Source organism: Chromobacterium sp. FG89 (genome assembly GCF_057808735.1).
This window is the reverse complement of the sequence record NZ_JBMDIQ010000018.1, coordinates 80,135-96,049: the sequence shown is the minus strand read 5'-3', so window position 1 is coordinate 96,049 and position 15,915 is coordinate 80,135. Positions and strand designations below refer to the sequence as shown.

General features: G+C 62.3%; 16 protein-coding genes. 11 read left to right on the top strand and 5 right to left on the bottom strand.

Annotated features, from left to right (window positions below):
• From cheZ to ACODRW_RS17395, 4 genes are read right to left on the bottom strand one after another with little or no spacing between them, the layout of a single operon-like run.
• Complete coding sequence (cheZ, locus tag ACODRW_RS17410) at window positions 1–759, bottom strand: protein phosphatase CheZ (protein WP_488906300.1); 759 nt, start codon at window positions 757–759, stop codon at window positions 1–3.
• Window positions 760–804: 45 nt separating this feature from the next.
• Entirely contained in the window at window positions 805–1,200 is a 396-nt protein-coding gene (gene cheY, locus ACODRW_RS17405) for a chemotaxis response regulator CheY (protein ID WP_048410525.1), read from the bottom strand.
• A gap of 51 nt (window positions 1,201–1,251) precedes the next feature.
• Window positions 1,252–2,190: a chemotaxis protein gene (locus ACODRW_RS17400; protein WP_107798334.1), complete on the bottom strand. Its 939-nt coding sequence runs from the start codon at window positions 2,188–2,190 to the stop codon at window positions 1,252–1,254.
• Window positions 2,191–2,229: 39 nt separating this feature from the next.
• Window positions 2,230–3,183, bottom strand: coding sequence for a chemotaxis protein (locus tag ACODRW_RS17395; RefSeq protein WP_081546080.1), 954 nt, complete (start codon window positions 3,181–3,183; stop codon window positions 2,230–2,232).
• A gap of 143 nt (window positions 3,184–3,326) precedes the next feature.
• Between ACODRW_RS17395 and ACODRW_RS17390 the strand changes: the two genes are divergently transcribed.
• From ACODRW_RS17390 to cheD, 10 genes are all read left to right on the top strand, one after another.
• On the top strand, window positions 3,327–4,520 hold the full coding sequence (locus tag ACODRW_RS17390) for a sensor histidine kinase (protein ID WP_227107165.1): 1,194 nt from the start codon (window positions 3,327–3,329) through the stop codon (window positions 4,518–4,520).
• A gap of 40 nt (window positions 4,521–4,560) precedes the next feature.
• Window positions 4,561–4,866 (top strand): STAS domain-containing protein, encoded by a 306-nt coding sequence (locus ACODRW_RS17385; RefSeq protein WP_039754785.1) that lies wholly within the window; start codon window positions 4,561–4,563, stop codon window positions 4,864–4,866.
• Between the two features lie 80 nt (window positions 4,867–4,946).
• Entirely contained in the window at window positions 4,947–5,945 is a 999-nt protein-coding gene (locus ACODRW_RS17380) for a SpoIIE family protein phosphatase (RefSeq protein ID WP_488906299.1), read from the top strand.
• 228 nt (window positions 5,946–6,173) lie between these two features.
• The gene (locus tag ACODRW_RS17375) at window positions 6,174–6,539 is read left to right on the top strand and encodes a response regulator (RefSeq protein ID WP_043635932.1); all 366 of its coding nucleotides are present in this window, start codon (window positions 6,174–6,176) and stop codon (window positions 6,537–6,539) included.
• A gap of 47 nt (window positions 6,540–6,586) precedes the next feature.
• Window positions 6,587–8,596 (top strand): chemotaxis protein CheW, encoded by a 2,010-nt coding sequence (locus tag ACODRW_RS17370; protein ID WP_488906298.1) that lies wholly within the window; start codon window positions 6,587–6,589, stop codon window positions 8,594–8,596.
• A gap of 18 nt (window positions 8,597–8,614) precedes the next feature.
• Window positions 8,615–9,121 carry a chemotaxis protein CheW gene (locus tag ACODRW_RS17365; protein ID WP_227107169.1) on the top strand — a complete coding sequence of 169 codons (507 nt, stop codon included), beginning with the start codon at window positions 8,615–8,617 and terminating at the stop codon, window positions 9,119–9,121.
• Window positions 9,122–9,131: 10 nt separating this feature from the next.
• Window positions 9,132–11,480 carry a methyl-accepting chemotaxis protein gene (locus tag ACODRW_RS17360; protein ID WP_488906297.1) on the top strand — a complete coding sequence of 783 codons (2,349 nt, stop codon included), beginning with the start codon at window positions 9,132–9,134 and terminating at the stop codon, window positions 11,478–11,480.
• Between the two features lie 20 nt (window positions 11,481–11,500).
• Complete coding sequence (locus ACODRW_RS17355; protein WP_227107171.1) at window positions 11,501–12,334, top strand: CheR family methyltransferase; 834 nt, start codon at window positions 11,501–11,503, stop codon at window positions 12,332–12,334.
• 75 nt (window positions 12,335–12,409) lie between these two features.
• Window positions 12,410–13,483 carry a protein-glutamate methylesterase/protein-glutamine glutaminase gene (locus ACODRW_RS17350; RefSeq protein WP_488906296.1) on the top strand — a complete coding sequence of 358 codons (1,074 nt, stop codon included), beginning with the start codon at window positions 12,410–12,412 and terminating at the stop codon, window positions 13,481–13,483.
• Window positions 13,480–14,088: a chemoreceptor glutamine deamidase CheD gene (cheD, locus tag ACODRW_RS17345; RefSeq protein ID WP_107798341.1), complete on the top strand. Its 609-nt coding sequence runs from the start codon at window positions 13,480–13,482 to the stop codon at window positions 14,086–14,088. Before ACODRW_RS17350 ends, cheD begins: the two co-directional genes overlap by 4 nt.
• 103 nt (window positions 14,089–14,191) lie before the next feature.
• Here the strand turns inward: cheD and fdxA are convergent, their stop codons facing one another.
• Window positions 14,192–14,515 (bottom strand): ferredoxin FdxA, encoded by a 324-nt coding sequence (gene fdxA, locus ACODRW_RS17340; protein ID WP_107798342.1) that lies wholly within the window; start codon window positions 14,513–14,515, stop codon window positions 14,192–14,194.
• 137 nt (window positions 14,516–14,652) lie between these two features.
• On the opposite strand from fdxA, the gene gluQRS reads away from it, so the two are divergent.
• A complete protein-coding gene (gene gluQRS / locus ACODRW_RS17335; protein ID WP_488906295.1) occupies window positions 14,653–15,540 on the top strand; it encodes a tRNA glutamyl-Q(34) synthetase GluQRS in 888 nt (295 codons plus the stop codon).
• Window positions 15,541–15,915: the final 375 nt, after the last annotated feature.

Genomic DNA, 15,915 nt, shown 5'->3' with positions numbered 1-15,915 from the left:
TTAGAAGCCCAGGCTTTCCAGCAGGTCGTCGACCTGTTGCTGGCTGCTGACCACGTCGGTGCGGCCTTCCGGATTGATGACCGGGCCATTCAGCAGATTGGTGCCCATGCCCAATTCTTCTTTTTTCGCCTCCGGCGAAAATTCGATCAGGAAGTTGACCAGCTCGCTTTCCAGCAGTTGGACCATGCCCATCATCTTCTTGATGACCTGGCCGGTCAGATCCTGAAAGTCCTGGGCCATGACGATTTCCAGCAACTGGGTGCTGGTCGCCTGGGTCTGGGCCGGCACTTCATTTAAGTAGCCGCGCGTGTCGGCCGCAAGTTGTTGGAACTCTTCCACGCTCAACAGATTGGCGTACAGCCGTTCCCAGCGCGAGGACAGCTCCAGCGCCTTGCTTTCCAGCTGGTCCTGATACGGCTTGGCCAGATCCGTGGCGTTGAGCACGCGTTCGGCCGAATTTTCCGTCAGGGTGGCGATGTAAGTCAGCCTGTCCTTGGCGTCCGGAATCGCGTCCGCCATTTTTCCCAGGGATTTGTCGTAGCCTAGATCGCGTAGCGCATCATGCATTTTGCGGGTTAACTGACCAATTTGTTCATACATCGAGGTAGGGCTGCCGGCGGCTCCGGCGGGCTGGGACGCTGCGACGGCTTCGGGCGTGGCGGCTTCAGGCGGCGCGGCCTCGCTTTGCTGCGTCGCAATGCTGTCGAACAGAGCTTCAAGATCCGGGTTGTCCCCGCTCTCCAGGATGTGATTGGACACGATAAATCCTCCTCAATACTGACGCAGACCGTTTTTTTTCGGCACTCAGGCTGGTTTATTCAGGTTTTGGAAGATCTTGTTCATTTTTTCTTCCATGGTGGCGGCAGTGAAGGGTTTCACGATGTAACCGCTGGCTCCGGCCATGGCCGCTTCGATGATGTTTTCCCGTTTGGCTTCCGCGGTGATCATCATGAAGGGCAAGTGCTTGAGCTGGGCGTCGGCGCGGACTGCCTTGAGCAGCTCGATGCCGGTCATATTGGGCATGTTCCAGTCGGAAACGATGAAGTCGAAGTGCTGGGTTTTCAGCTTATGCAGCGCAACCATGCCGTCTTCGGCTTCGTCGACGTTGGTGAATCCTAGCTCTTTCAAAAGGTTGCGCACGATTCTCCGCATGGTGGAGAAATCGTCTACGACTAGGAAGCGAATATTCTTGTCTGCCATTGAGGTGTGTCCTGATTTATCTGAAATTCATCGAGCCGCATATTGTAGCGACTACCTCTGCAGGAATGGAATCAAAGTTTCGGCCAGCACGCCGGGGTCGAACTTGGCGACATAGGCGTCCACGCCCACGCTGGAGCCCATCGCGCGGTTGGCGTTGGAGGACAGCGAGGAGTGCATCACGACCGGAATGCCGCGGAAACGCTGATCGGACTTGATCAGCTTGGTCAGCACATAGCCGTCCATTTCCGGCATTTCGGCGTCCACGAGGATGATTTTCAGGTGGTCGTGCAGGCACTCGTCCTCGCCGAAATTGCGGCCGGCCAGGGTCTGCAGCCGGTCCCAGGCTTCGCGGCCGTTGGTGGCTTGCTGAAATTTGATGCCCATCTTCTCCAGCACGCCGGTGATTTCCTTGCGGGCGACGACCGAGTCGTCGACGAAGAAGAGGTATTGGTCGTTTTCCAGCTGGGCGGTGGGCACGTCCGGCAGGCGCGGCTCGCCGACCACGCTGGCCAGGATCTGCTCCACGTCCAGGATGGATACCAGCTTGCCGTTTTCCAGTTCGGTGATCGCGGTGATCAGGTTCTGGTTGGTGCCGCTCGCCGCCATCATGTTTTCCGGCGCGCGCACCTTGTCCCAGTCCACGCGGATGATGCGGTCCACAGAGTCGACCAGGAAGGCCTGGGTGCTCTTGTTGAACTCGGTGACGATCATGGTTTCGTAGCTGCGGGTTTGATCGGCGCCGATGAACTTGCCAAGCGAGATGACCGGGATGATATTGCCGCGTAGCGACAGCACGCCTTCCACGCCAAACGGCATGTTCGGGGTTTTGGTGATGGCGGGGGTCTGCGACACCTCGCGCACTTTGAAAACGTTAATGCCGAAGGTTTCCCGCGTTCCAAGCGAAAACAGCAGAATCTCCATTTTGTTGGAACCCGCCAGTTTGGTCCTGGCGTCAACGGTTGCAAGCAAGGAGGCGTCTGTGGCTGCCATATCTGTCCCTCTCCCTTAATGCTTTTGCTTACTTGATCTTTAGTCTTTGGGTTCCAGATTCAGCATCTGGCGCAGTTTCATCGACAGCTTCTGCGGTTCGAATTTGGCGACGTAGGAATCCACGCCGACCGATTCGCCCAGCTTCTGATTCGAGGAACCGGAAAGGGAGGAGTGCATCAACACCGGAATGCCGTTGAAACGCGGATCGCTCTTGATCATCTTGGTCAGCATATAGCCGTCCATTTCCGGCATTTCCACGTCGGTCAGCACCAAGTGCAGCGAATCCGACAGCTTCTTGCCGGCCAGATCGGCCTGATTGGCCATTTTCTGCAATTCTTCCCATCCGCGCATGCCGTTGATGGCGGAGGTGTACTGGATGTTCATCACTTCCAGCGTGCGTTCGATCTGCTTGCGCGCCACGGCGGAGTCGTCGGCGAAGAAAATCCGGCGCGGTTCCTTGACCGGCTCGATGCCGAGGAAGGTGTGGCCGTCGTCGACGATGGTGGTTTCCGCCAGCACTTTTTCCACGTCCATCATCATCACCAGCGTGCCGTTGTCCAGCTCGGTCACGGCCGTCACCAGCCCGGCCATGCGGTTGGTGATCATTTCCGGCGGCACGCGCATCGCGGACCAGTCCAGACGCAGGATGGTGTCCACCGCCTCCACCAGGAAGCCCTGGGTGTGGGCGTTGTACTCGGTGACAATCATGATTTCCGGCTTGTTGCTGGTCACCACGCCGGTGTATTTGGCCAGGTCGATGACCGGCACCAGCGCGCCGCGCAGGCTGACCATGCCTTCCACCGAGGAGGGCATTTCAGGCGCGGAAGTGATTTCCGGTGTGCGCATGACCTCGCGCACCTTGAACACGTTGATCCCGAAGATTTCCTTGCGCCCCGTGCGCTGATCCTGGCCCAACGAGAACAGCAGGATTTCCAGCTTGTTGGTGCCGGCCAGTTTCGTCCTGGCGTCGATTTTTTTGAGAAGCTCTGACACAGAAACCTCCGCTGCATTCTTTTGAAGTGGCGTACTACTACCCTTTATACGCCAGATATCGGTTTTGCCCGGTTTTTTTTGCTGAGCTGCATGCCAGATAACAGCTTGGCTCAGCGATACCCATTCATTATCATACTGTTTAAGTGGTTTTTACAAATAACTCGCAAGCGATTCGGCATATGGTTTCAAGCCTCAAAGATCAGCAGCAACTGGAAGCCGCTTTCGAGCAATTCAATGCGGTGTCCGGCCAACTCATTGATGCGTATAGACAACTTGAGAGCCAGGTGACAGTTCTCAACGCGCAGCTGGACGAAGCCAATAATCAGCTGCGCAAACAGCGCGATGAGAACGCAATGCTGGCCGAGCGCCTGGGTTTGCTGCTGGAGGCGCTGCCCGCGGGCGTGGTGCAAGTCTCGGCCGAAGGCGCGGTCACGGCGGTGAATCCGGCCGCCAGCCGGATGCTAAATGGCTGTTCTGTCGGCGCTTTATGGCGGGACATGCTGGCGGGGCTGCAGCGTTCGGAACTGGACGATACCTATTGCCATCGGCATGGCGAGCCGGGTCTGGTGTTGACCATGCAATGCCAGGATCTGCCGTCTGTCGGAGGGCAGATTGTGCTTATTCACGATGTATCGCGTTTGCATCAATTGACCGGAGAATTGGCGCGTCAGCAGAAGTTGGCGTCCATGGGCGGCATGGCGGCGGCGTTGGCGCACCAGCTGCGCACGCCGCTGGCCACGGCGATGCTGTATACGGCCAATCTGAAGCAGGATATCCCGCGGGCGGAGGATCGCGCCCGCTTCGTCGACAAGAGCCTGGCCCGGATGCGGGCGCTGGAGAGCCTGATCCAGAACATGCTGAGTTTTGTCCGCGGCCAGGTGACGACGCTGGAGCCTTTGGATCTGGAGGGTCTGCTGGAGGATTTGCGCGCCGTCATGCAACCACAATGTCATGAAAAAGGCGTGCTTTTTGATTGCAATGTGGTGGTGTCATCTGCCATAAAGGTTTTGGTGGACCGCAAAGCGTTGCAGGGGGCCTTGGTGAATCTCTTGGAGAATGCCTGGCACTTTTCAGGAAGCGGCGATGTGGTGCGGCTATCGGTGGAGGAAGGCGAGACGGCCTTGCTGTTTCGGGTGGAGGACTCGGGTCCCGGATTCAACCCGGAGGAGCTGGAGAAGATGTTCGAGCCCTTTTTCACCACCCGCCCCGGCGGCACCGGCCTGGGCTTGGCCATCGTCAAGAAAGTGGTGGACGAACTGGGCGGGCAAGTGCGTTGTTTCAACAAGGGGGAGGGCGGGGCCTGTTTCGAGCTCAGCCTTCCGATGATGCAATCGTGATGGATGTGCCGTTTATTCAGAAGAAAGCAGAGGACGCCGCATGAGACCCATTGTCAAAGTCGAGGGCAGAGTTGGAAAGATGATCCTGATCGGGCAATTCGACTTCAACTTGCATCGGGAATTCCGGCAGGCCAGCCAGGAGTTGCTGGACAATCCGGAGGTGCAGGAGATCGAGATCGATTTCGATCAGGTGCCCTTCCTGGACAGTTCCGCGCTGGGCATGCTGTTGTTGCTGAAGGAGCGCGCGGCGGGGCAGAAGAAGAGCATGACCTTGATCAATTGCCGAGAGGCGGTGATGCAGGTGTTCGAAATCGCCTGCTTCAACAAGATGTTCACCATTAAGTAAGTTCAAGCATTGGAGCGTCTGTGCGCATCCGGGCCTGGTTGTCCGCTGATGCCGAGGCACGGGTTCGTGGCGATCCTTGGTTGTCGGCGCTGGATTGGTGGTTTTGCGGTGGCGCCGACTTCGCGGTGGGCGGCAAGCAGGATCTTTGGCTGACGAATCTGGCGGACGCTCCGGCCGAGCTGTTCGAGCAGTGGGAGGGCGACAAGCCCTTGTGGGTGTTTTCCTCGGGGCGCGCGGCGCCCTGGCTGGCCACGCCCAGTATTCATTTTCTGCGCGGCGACTTCGACGCGGACTTGCTGCGCAGCCGCCTGCTGGCCTGGCATTGGCAGCAACATGCGCTCTGCCCGCGCTTGTTCGGCGCTGCGGCGTTCGACATCATCAACGGCGCCATGTCCCTGTACCGTCCGTCGGGACAGGCGTCGGGCCGCGTGTTTCCCCTGGAAGTGTCGGTCAAGCCGGTGGACGCGGTGGGCGGCGACGTGGTGCTGCGCGCGGATTTGCCGGAGCGGACCTTGCTGATCCTGGGCGACGCGTCCGGCCACGGCCAGGGTTCGGCGCTGGACGCCGCGCTGTTGGCGCTGGGCGCGTCGCGGGTGCTGCTGGAGCAGCCTCTGTCCTTGTCCGCCCTGCGGGAGCTCAACGCCTTCATGCATAGCCATGTGGCCGATGGACGCTACGTCGGCAGCGCTTTGCTGGAGATCGATTGGGCCGCCCGAATGGTGAGGCTGGTCAACGCCGGCATGCCGGACATTCTGTTGTTCCTGTCCACCAGGCTGGAACAGCGCTTTTCTTCCATGTGCAGTCCGCTGGGCCTGCGAGCCGACATCGAACCGCTGGCGCCGCTGGCGCTGCCCTGGGCGGAAGGCCAGCACTTCCTGGCGCACAGCGACGGCATGGAGGAGTCGGATCTGCCGTATCTGCTGTCGCGTTTGCTGCGCTTGTCCAGCATTTCCTCGACCGACGGTTTCGGCTATGGCCCCTTGCCGTCAATTCCGCTAGGCTTCAGCAGCCCATACAATGACGACATGTCGTCGCTGGCTTTCGCCGTGCCGTCGTCGGCTCCGCCGCGGCCGGCTTGAAGAATGTCCATTGGCCGCGTGCGCCGGTTCCGCGCGGATTCCGGCTTGAATCGGCGGGCTTTTTAGTTGATCAATCATTAATATCTGCGCGAATTTCAGCGCTTGGGCGAATCGGTCGTCTCGCCGCCGCGGCGCGAGACGACGAGCGAGCAAGGTAAAGAATGGGAAACGGACCCGGCGCGGACTGCGTCGGACGAGCGGCGGGCGGTTTCCTGAAACGGGGATGTTATGCACAAAAAAATACTGACGGTTGACGATTCCGCTTCGATTCGACAGATGGTGTCGTTCACCTTGAAAAGCGCCGGCTACGAGGTGGTGGAGGCCGGAGACGGCAACGCCGGCCTGGCCAAGGCGCAGGGTGGGCAGTTCAATCTGGTGCTGACCGACCAGAACATGCCGGGCATGGACGGGCTGACCTTGATCCGCTCCTTGCGCAAGCTGCCGGCGTATACGACGACGCCTATCCTGATGCTGACCACGGAGTCCAGCGATCAGATGAAGGCGCTTGGCCGCGCGGCCGGCGCCACCGGCTGGCTGGTCAAGCCTTTTGATCCGCAGAAGCTGCTGGATGTGGTCAAGCGCGTGATCGGCTGAATCGGCTGATCTTGGGCACGGCGAGGAGCGAGCTTTTGGCAATCGACATGTCGCAGTTTCATCAAGTGTTTTTTGATGAGGCGGATGAACACTTGTCCAGCATGGAGAGCCTGCTGCTGGGCATGGACCAGTCCTGTCCGCAGCAGGAGGATTTGCATGCGGTGTTCCGCGCCGCGCATTCGATCAAGGGCGGCGCCGCCACCTTCGGTTTCGCCGATATGGCGGATCTGACCCATGTGCTCGAAGGTTTGCTGGACGAGGTGAGGCGCGGCGCGCGCGCCTTGAGTTCGGATCTGGTGGATTTGGTGCTGCGGGCCAAGGACGTGCTGTACGGGATGCTGGCGGCGCACAAGGGCAAGGGCGAGGCCGATGCGGCGCTGGCCGGCGAACTCAAGGCGCAGCTGGAGGCGCTGGCCGCCGCGCCGGCGGAGGCCGCGACGCGGCGGGCGACGCCGGAGGAGACGCGGCACTGGACGTTGTACCTGGAAATCGACGTGGTGGACGGCGTCGATATCGACGCCTTGCTGGAGTCGCTGGCCGAGCACGGGGACTTGAGCGTGGTGCAGCACGGCGAGGACGCCGACAAGCTGCCCTGGGTGGCGGTGTTCACCTCGCCGCTGGACGCCGCCGAGGTGGCGGAGTCGCTGGCCTTCGCCTTGCCGCAGGACAGCTTCCGCATCAACGTCGATCATGGGGTGGAGGAGGAGGGCAGCTTCGGGCTGTTTCTCGAGGCGGTGCCGGAGCCGGACGCTTCTGTCTGGCTGGAGGGCGACGGCTTCGGCCTGTTCGAGCCGCCGCCAGCCGAGGCGGCGCCGCAGGACGAGGCGCCGGCCTTGGACCCCGACGTGGCCAAGCCGGCTGCGCGCGGCGGCGCGGTGGGCGAGAATTCGATCCGGGTCAATATCGACAAGGTGGATTTGCTGCTCAACCTGGTGGGGGAGCTGGTGATCACCCAGTCCATGCTGACGCAGTCCGGTGCGGGTCTGGACCCGGTGGCGCACGAGCGCCTGCTAGGCGGCATCGGCGCCTTGCAGCGCAACGCGCGGGAATTGCAGGAGGCGGTGATGTCCATCCGGATGACGCCGATCGCCTTCGTGTTCAACCGCTTCCCGCGCGTGGTGCGCGATCTGGCCGGCCGTCTGGGCAAGAAGGTGGAGCTCACGATGATGGGCGAGGGCACCGAGCTGGACAAGGGCTTCATCGAGAAGCTGTCCGATCCGCTGACTCACCTGGTGCGCAACAGCCTGGACCACGGCATCGAGGCCCCGGAAGCGCGGCAGGCGGCCGGCAAGGACCCGGTGGGACGGCTGACGCTGCGCGCCTTCCATCAGGGCAGCAATATCGTCATCGAAGTCAGCGATGATGGCGCCGGGCTGAACCGGGAGCGGATTCTGGCCAAGGCGCGGCAAGGCGGTTTGGCGGCGCCGGCCTCGCTTTGCGACGCCGAGGTGTGGAATCTGATTTTCGAAGCCGGCTTCTCCACCGCCGCCGAGGTGACCGAAGTGTCCGGCCGCGGCGTGGGCATGGACGTGGTCAAGCGCAACATTCAGAGCATGGGCGGCCGGGTGGAGATCGACTCCATGGCCGGCATCGGCACCACCATCAGCATTCATCTGCCGCTGACGCTGGCGATCATGGACGGCATGTCGGTGCGCATCGGCGCGGAAACCTATGTGATGCCCTTGGGCGCGGTATTGGAGTCCTTGCAGCCGGCGCCGAGCGAAATCAAGACAGTGGCCGCTCGCGGCCAGGTGGTGGCCATCCGCGGCGAGTACCTGCCGATTGTGCCGCTGGGCCGGTTTTTCTCCATTCCGGACGCGAGGCGGACGCCGAGCGAGGCCATCCTGGTGATCGTGGAGGCCGGCAATAGCCGGCTGGCGCTGCTGGTGGACGACCTGATCGGCCAGCAGCAGTTCGTGGTGAAGAATCTGGAAACGAATTACCGCAAGGTGGACGGCATTTCCGGCGCCACGATCCTGGGCGACGGTCAGGTGGCCATGATCTTGGACATCGCCGCGATTGCGCGGCACAACCAGCGTATGGCGCTGGACGCATGAAACAACAAGGATAAAGAAATGGTGGCGGAACGGGATGGTCCGGGCCTGGCGCAGAGACGCTCGGGCAATGAGCTGCTGGTGTTCACGCTGGGGACGGAAGAATACGGCATCGATATTTTGAAGGTGCAGGAGATCCGCGGTTACGACGCGGTGACCCGCATCGCCAACGCGCCGGACTTCATCAAGGGCGTGGTCAATCTGCGCGGCCATATCGTGCCCATCGTGGATTTGCGCCTGAAGTTCGGCATAGGCGAACCGGTGTACAACGCGTTCACCGTGGTGATCGTGCTGAATGTGTGCGGGCGGGTCATCGGCGCGGTGGTGGACGGCGTGTCGGACGTGATTCAGCTGGAGAGCGATGCGCTGCGCGCCGCGCCGGAGTTTGGCGCGGCGGTGGACACCGCCTATATCGAAGGACTGGGCACGCTGGACGAGCGCATGATCATCGTGGTCGATATCGAGAGGCTGATGGGCAGCGAGGAAATGGCGTTGACTGACGCCGCGGCTCGAGTGCAAGCGAATTAGGGGGCGAAGCATGAACAATATGAAAGTGATCCATAGACTGATCCTGGGCTTCGGTCTGCTGATCCTGTTGCTGGCGGTGGCGATGACGCTGGCGGTCAGACAGCTGCAGGGACTGGCCGATGATCTGGTCAATATTTCCGGCGTGCATATCCCGCAGGTCAGCGCCGCGCACAAGATCGCCGCCAATGTCGATCTGGCGTCTCGGGACGTGCGCAATCTGCTGCTGAGCAAGGATGCCCAACTGGTCAAGGAGTTCAACCAGCAGATCGACGAGAGCCTGGCCAATCTGACGCAGCGGATGACGGCTTTGGAGCCGAATGTCGGCAGCGCCGGGCGGCCGCTTTTCGAGGCGATGCGCTCCGACGAGGCCAGTTTCCGCTCCGAGCTGAACGTGTTCCGGCGCATGCAGGCGCAGGGGCGCGATGTGCAGGCCCGCGATTATCTGTTCGTCACCCTGCGCGACACCCAGCTCAAATACATGGCTTCGATCGACCGCTACATCGCGTTTGAAGAGAATCTGATGCGCAAGGCGGGACAGGACGCCAGCGACAACTCCCGGCAGGCCTACAAACTGCTGTTCGCCTTTACTCTGCTGGCCCTGCTCATCGGCGTCGGCTTCGGCGTCTTCATCATCCGCTCGCTGATGCGCCAACTGGGCGGGGAGCCGGCGGAACTGGTCAAAGTGATGCGGGAGTTGACCGAAGGCCAGGTGCGCTCCGAAATCAAGGTCAAACCGGGCGACCAGCACAGCTTGTTCGCGTCGATGAGCTTGCTGGCCGAGAAGGCGATCGAGAACATCCGGGTGCGCAACGCGCTGGACAACGCCTCCACCAATGTGATGATCGCCGACAACGAGCGCAACATCATCTACACCAATCACAGCGTGCTGGAGATGATGCGTCGCGCCGAGGCCGATCTGCGCAAGGCCTTGCCCAATTTCGACGCGCGCGCGATGCTGGGCGCCAATATGGATGTTTTCCACAGCAATCCGGCGCATCAGCGCGATCTGTTGGCCAATCTGAGCGCCACTTATCGCGCGCAGATCAATATAGGCACGCGCATTTTCGGCCTGGTGGCCAATCCGGTGTTCGGCACCGACGGTTCCCGTTTGGGTACGGTGGTGGAATGGAAGGACCGTACCGGGGAGGTGGAGATAGAGAAAGAGGTGGCCAGCATCATCTCCGCCGCCGCGGCCGGCGATTTCGACCGGCGCATCAATCTGGAAGGCAAGGACGGCTTTTTCCGCCAGTTGGGCGAAAGCGTCAACCAATTGCTGGCGGTGACCAGCCAGGGTCTGGGCGATATCGCCACCGTGCTGGCGGCTCTGGCCAAGGGCGATCTCACCCATGCGATCAAGGGCGATTACCAGGGCTTGTTCAGCCAGTTGCAGAACGATACCAATACCACGGTGATGCGGCTGAAGGAAATCGTGTCCAACATCAAGGAGTCCACCGACGCGATCAACACCGCCGCGCGCGAGATCGCCTCCGGCAACGCCAATCTGTCCAGCCGCACTGAGCAGCAAGCCGCCAGCCTGGAGGAAACCGCTTCCAGCATGGAGGAAATCACCAGCACGGTGCGGCAGAACGCGGAGAACGCCAAGAAGGCCAATACGCTGGCCACCGGCGCCTCCGACATCGCCGCGCGCGGCGGCAAGGTGGTGGGCGACGTGGTGGCCACCATGAACGAGATCAACGACAGCGCGCGCAAGATCGTCGACATCATCAGCGTGATAGACGGCATCGCCTTCCAGACCAATATCCTGGCGCTCAACGCCGCGGTGGAGGCGGCGCGGGCCGGCGAGCAAGGGCGCGGCTTCGCCGTGGTGGCCAGCGAGGTGCGCAATCTGGCGCAGCGCTCCGCCGCCGCCGCCAAGGAGATCAAGGGCTTGATCGGCAACTCGGTGGCCAAGGTCGAGTCCGGCTCCAAGCTGGTGGACGAGGCCGGCAGCACCATGGACGAGATCGTGATCTCCATCCGCCGCGTCGCCGACATCATGAGCGATATCTCCGCCGCGTCGATCGAGCAGAGCTCGGGCATTGAACAGGTCAATCTGGCGGTGACGCAGATGGACGAGAACACGCAGAAGAACGCCGCGCTGGTGGAACAGGCCGCGGCGGCGGCGGAGTCGCTGGAAGAGCAGGCGCGCTATCTGGACGACGCGGTGCAGGTGTTCAAGTTGGGAGAACATGGCCCGCGTCTGCGGCAAGCGCCGACGCGCGTGGCGTCGGCGGCGGAGCCGGCCGCCCATGCCGGCGGCGTCAATCCGGCGCCGGCTAAGCCGGCGGGCAAGATCGTGGTGCCGGCGCGGCTGCATCCGCAGGTGGACCTGAGCGACGGCGAGTGGGAGGAGTTTTGAGGCACAGGTCCGGAGGGGCCGTGTTGGCGGGCTTGGAATTGGACATCACGTTCACGCCCGAGGATTTTCGCCGCATCCGCGACATGGTGTACCAGCGGGTCGGCATCGCCCTCAACGACAGCAAGACGCATATGGCCTACGCGCGCTTGGCCAAGCGGGTGCGGGCTTTGAGCCTGAAAAGCTTCGCCGAGTATCTGGACCGCTTGGATCAGGACGCCTTGTCGGAGGAATGGCAGAATTTCATCAACGCGCTGACCACCAATCTGACCTCGTTTTTTCGGGAGCCGCATCATTTCGACATGCTGCGCGCCCACGCCGAGCGCTGGCGCAAGCGCGGCCGGCCCTACCGGGTCTGGAGCGCGGCGTCCTCGACCGGCGAGGAGCCTTACTCCATCGCCATCACCATGGCGGAGCTGACGGAGAGCTTGCGGCCCTTCCCCTGCGAGTTGCTGGCGTCCGACATCGACACCCATGTGCTGCAACAGGCGATGCGCGGCGTGTATTTGCGTGAGCGCGTCAGCCAGTTGCCGGAGCCGCAGTTGCGCCGTTTTTTCGACAAGGGCGTAGGCGCCAATGAGGGCAAGGTGCGCCTGAAGAAACGCGTGCGCGAGGCGATGACGTTTTTCCAGATGAATCTGGTGGCGGAGGAATGGCCGCCGCTGGGGGAGTTCGACGTCATTTTCTGTCGCAATGTGCTGATCTATTTTGATAAGCCGACGCAGGCGGCCATACTCAATCATATGGCGCGGCATCTGGCTCCGGACGGGCTGCTGCTGCTGGGGCATTCGGAAAACATCCTGCACCTGAGCGACGCCTTCGTCCCCTGCGGCAAGACCAGCTACCGGCTGGCCTGATCAGGCGTTCCGTGCGTCCGGCCGTCGCGCTGCGGCGCGAGTTTATGAGCCTTGTTTATCGATCCGGGAGCGTGGATGGCGCTGGAAAAGAAAATTCGGGTAATCGTGGTGGACGACTCGGCCCTGATCCGCAATCTGCTGACCTCCATCATCGACGAAGCGCCGGACATGGAAGTGGTGGCCACCGCCTCCGATCCGCTGATCGCGCGCGAGCGCATCCGCGCGCTGGATCCGGACGTGATCACGCTGGACGTTGAAATGCCGCGGATGGACGGCCTGGAGTTCCTGCGCCGGCTGATGCGGCTGCGGCCGACGCCGGTGCTGATGATCTCCTCGCTGACGCAGCAGGGTTCGGAGGCGACGCTGACGGCGCTGGAGCTGGGCGCCATCGACTTTCTGTCCAAGCCGGCGCACGATATCGCCAGGCGCATGGGCGATTACGCCGATGAGATCCGGGACAAGATACGGGCCGCGGCCGCGGCCAGGGTGCGGGCGCCGCATCGTTTTCATCGCCCGGCCGATGTTCCGCCGCCGGCGCCGCCCTTGGGTGCCGGCGCGCAGCAGGCGGTGTTGTTCATCGGCGCCTCCACCGGCGGCACCGAGGCGATCCGCGCGCTGCTGAGCGGCCTGCCCGCGACATGCCCGCCCATCTTGGTGGTTCAACATATGCCCGAGCATTTCACCGCCAGCTTCGCCGCGCGCTTGAACGCCAGCTGTCCGATGCGGGTGAAGGAGGCGGAGGCGGGCGAGCCGGTGCGGCAGGGCGTGGCCTATATCGCGCCGGGCGATTGGCATATGCGGGTGCAGGCCGCCGCGGACGGTTTTCGCATCGAATTGGATCAGAGCGACAAAGTGAACCGGCACCGGCCGTCGGTGGACGTGCTGTTCGACTCCGCCGCGCGCTGCCTGGGCAAGCGCGCCATCGGCGTGATCCTGACCGGCATGGGGCGGGACGGCGCGGACGGCCTGCGCAGGATGCGCGACGCCGGCGCGGTCACCTTCGGTCAGAACGAGGCCAGTTGCGTGGTGTACGGCATGCCGCGGGAAGCGATGAAGGCCGGCGGCGTGCAACAGGAGTGGCCGCTGGACGCGCTGCCCTCCAAAATCATGGCCTGCCTGTACGGCAAGGCGGAAAAGGCGATGTTATGAAGAACGGCGCGGTGCATTTCAGCAGCCATTCGTATTTCGACAAGCATTTTCAAAGCCAGGCGGTGAAGGTGTTTCCCGGCGGCTTCTACGTCACCGGCCAGCCGCAGCTGCTGGTGACCTTGTTGGGCTCCTGCGTGGCCGTATGCATGCTGGACCGGACAGCCAATGTGGCCGGCATGAACCATTTCCTGTTGCCCGAGGGCAGCATCGAGGTGGGCGAGGGTGCGTCCGCCGCCCGTTTCGGCGTGCACGCGATGGAGTTGATGATTACCGAAATGCAGAAACTGGGCGCGATGCGCCATCGGATGGAAGCCAAGGTCTTCGGCGGCGGCAATGTGCTGGAGGGCATGTCGGTGATGAACGTGGGCGAGCGCAATCGCCGCTTCATCCACGGCTACCTGGATGCGGAAAGGATTCCCATTCTGGCCGAGGACCTGTTGGGCGACTGCGCGCGCAAAGTGTATTTCTTCACCGACAGCGGCAAGGTGTTGGTCAAGAAGCTCAAGCGCAGCCGCAGCCTGATCAGCGAGGAGACCCGCTATCGTCAGCAGGTGATGCAGCCGGAGGTGGCCGGCAAGTCCGGCGATATCGAGCTGTTTATCTGATGCGGCTCAACGTCCGCCGCGCGTCGTGAGACGCAATGCGCTTGCCTTCCTCGTTTCCAAGCGTTTCGCCCGGTCTCGCGCTTAGCGAGACCGGGCGAGCTTCTCAGCGCTCCAGGTGTTGCAGCTTGCCTTCGACTTCCGCCCAGTCCTCATGGTCCGGCAGCGGGTCCTTCTTCTCCGTGATGGTGGGCCAGAGCCTGGACAATTCGGCGTTGAGCGCGACGAAACCCTCTTGTCCCGGCGGAACGTCGTCTTCCGCGTAGATCGCGTTCACCGGGCATTCCGCCACGCATAGCGTGCAATCGATGCATTCCTCGGGGTCGATCGCCAGAAAATTGGGGCCTTCGTGAAAGCAGTCCACCGGGCAGACATCGACGCAATCGGTGTATTTGCATTTGATGCAGGCATCGGTTACAACGTAGGCCATGTTCAGCTCCTTGGTCGTCGAAAGCCGGCCGGCGCCGTTTGGCGCGGCGGCGGGGCGATGATTCGAGCGTATCAGTCAACATTATTAGCCAGAAATTCCCTTCACAACGCATTGCCGCCGTAAATTTCCTATCCGTCATGAACTCTTCTCGCTATCGCGGGCGTTTTGCCCCCAGTCCCACCGGCTTGCTGCACGCCGGCTCCTTGTGCACCGCCGTCGGCAGTTATCTGGAGGCGCGCGCGCGCGGCGGCGAGTGGCTGCTGCGGATGGAGGATCTGGACCCGCCGCGCGAGGTGGCCGGGGCCGCCGACGCCATCCTGCGCACGCTGGACGCCTATGGCTTCGAATGGGACGGCGAAGTGGTGTATCAAAGCCGTCGCCACGAGCTGTATCGTCAGGCGCTGGAGCAGTTGATCGCCTCCGGCCACGCCTATCCGTGCAATTGCACGCGTAAGGAGATCGCCAAGACCGCGCGGCGCGGCCTGGACGGCTACGTCTATCCCGGCCATTGTCGGCGGCGGCGTCCGGAAGAGGGCGGCCGCGCCTGGCGCTTGCGGGCGGCGCCCGGCGACACCGTGGTGGCGGACCGCCTGCAAGGGCCCTACCGTCAGAATCTGACGGCCGACATCGGCGATTTCGTCTTGCTGCGCGCGGACGGCTTTTGGGCCTATCAATTGGCCGTGGTGGTGGACGACGCGGAACAAGGGGTGAACGATGTGGTGCGCGGCGCCGACCTGCTGGTATCCACGCCGCGCCAAGTCGCGGTGCAGCAGGCGCTGGGCATGGCGACGCCGGGTTATTGTCATCTGCCGGTGCTGGTCAACGCCGCGGGGGAGAAGCTGTCCAAGCAGACGCTGGCGCCGGCGGTGGCGGCCGAGGACGCCGCCGCGGCCTTGCGCCTGGCCTTAAGCCGCCTGGGGCATGTTCCGCCGGAGGAGTGCGGCGGCCTGGCCGAGTTGTGGCAGTGGGCGCGAGCGCATTGGTCGCTGGCGCGCGTGCCGGTCGGACCGGTGCTTGCCGGCTGAATTGCGCCGTTTTATGCCAAAATTATGCGTTTGACGTCTTTTTTTCCATCCCGGCTGGCCTATATTGGCATCTGCGCACGCGCTTGTTGCGCATCATCGGCCGCGGCAAGCGGGTCGCCATCGTCTTCTCCTTGATATGCGGAAAATGCGACATGTTTTTATGTCGAATTTGTGTTCTAATGCCGCCTTTTTTTCATGCGCGCGCACTGGCGCAAAGTCCCGCTTCAGTTGACTCCGGTCAAGCGGTTTGAAGAAAGCATGCCCAGCTTGCGGGCGAGGCCCTCTATCATGGGCGCTTTTTCAGCCGTATCAGTCTGAATGCGAACGGAACTGGCCAGGCCAATTCCGCCGGCGCCATCGCATGAACGTAAACAT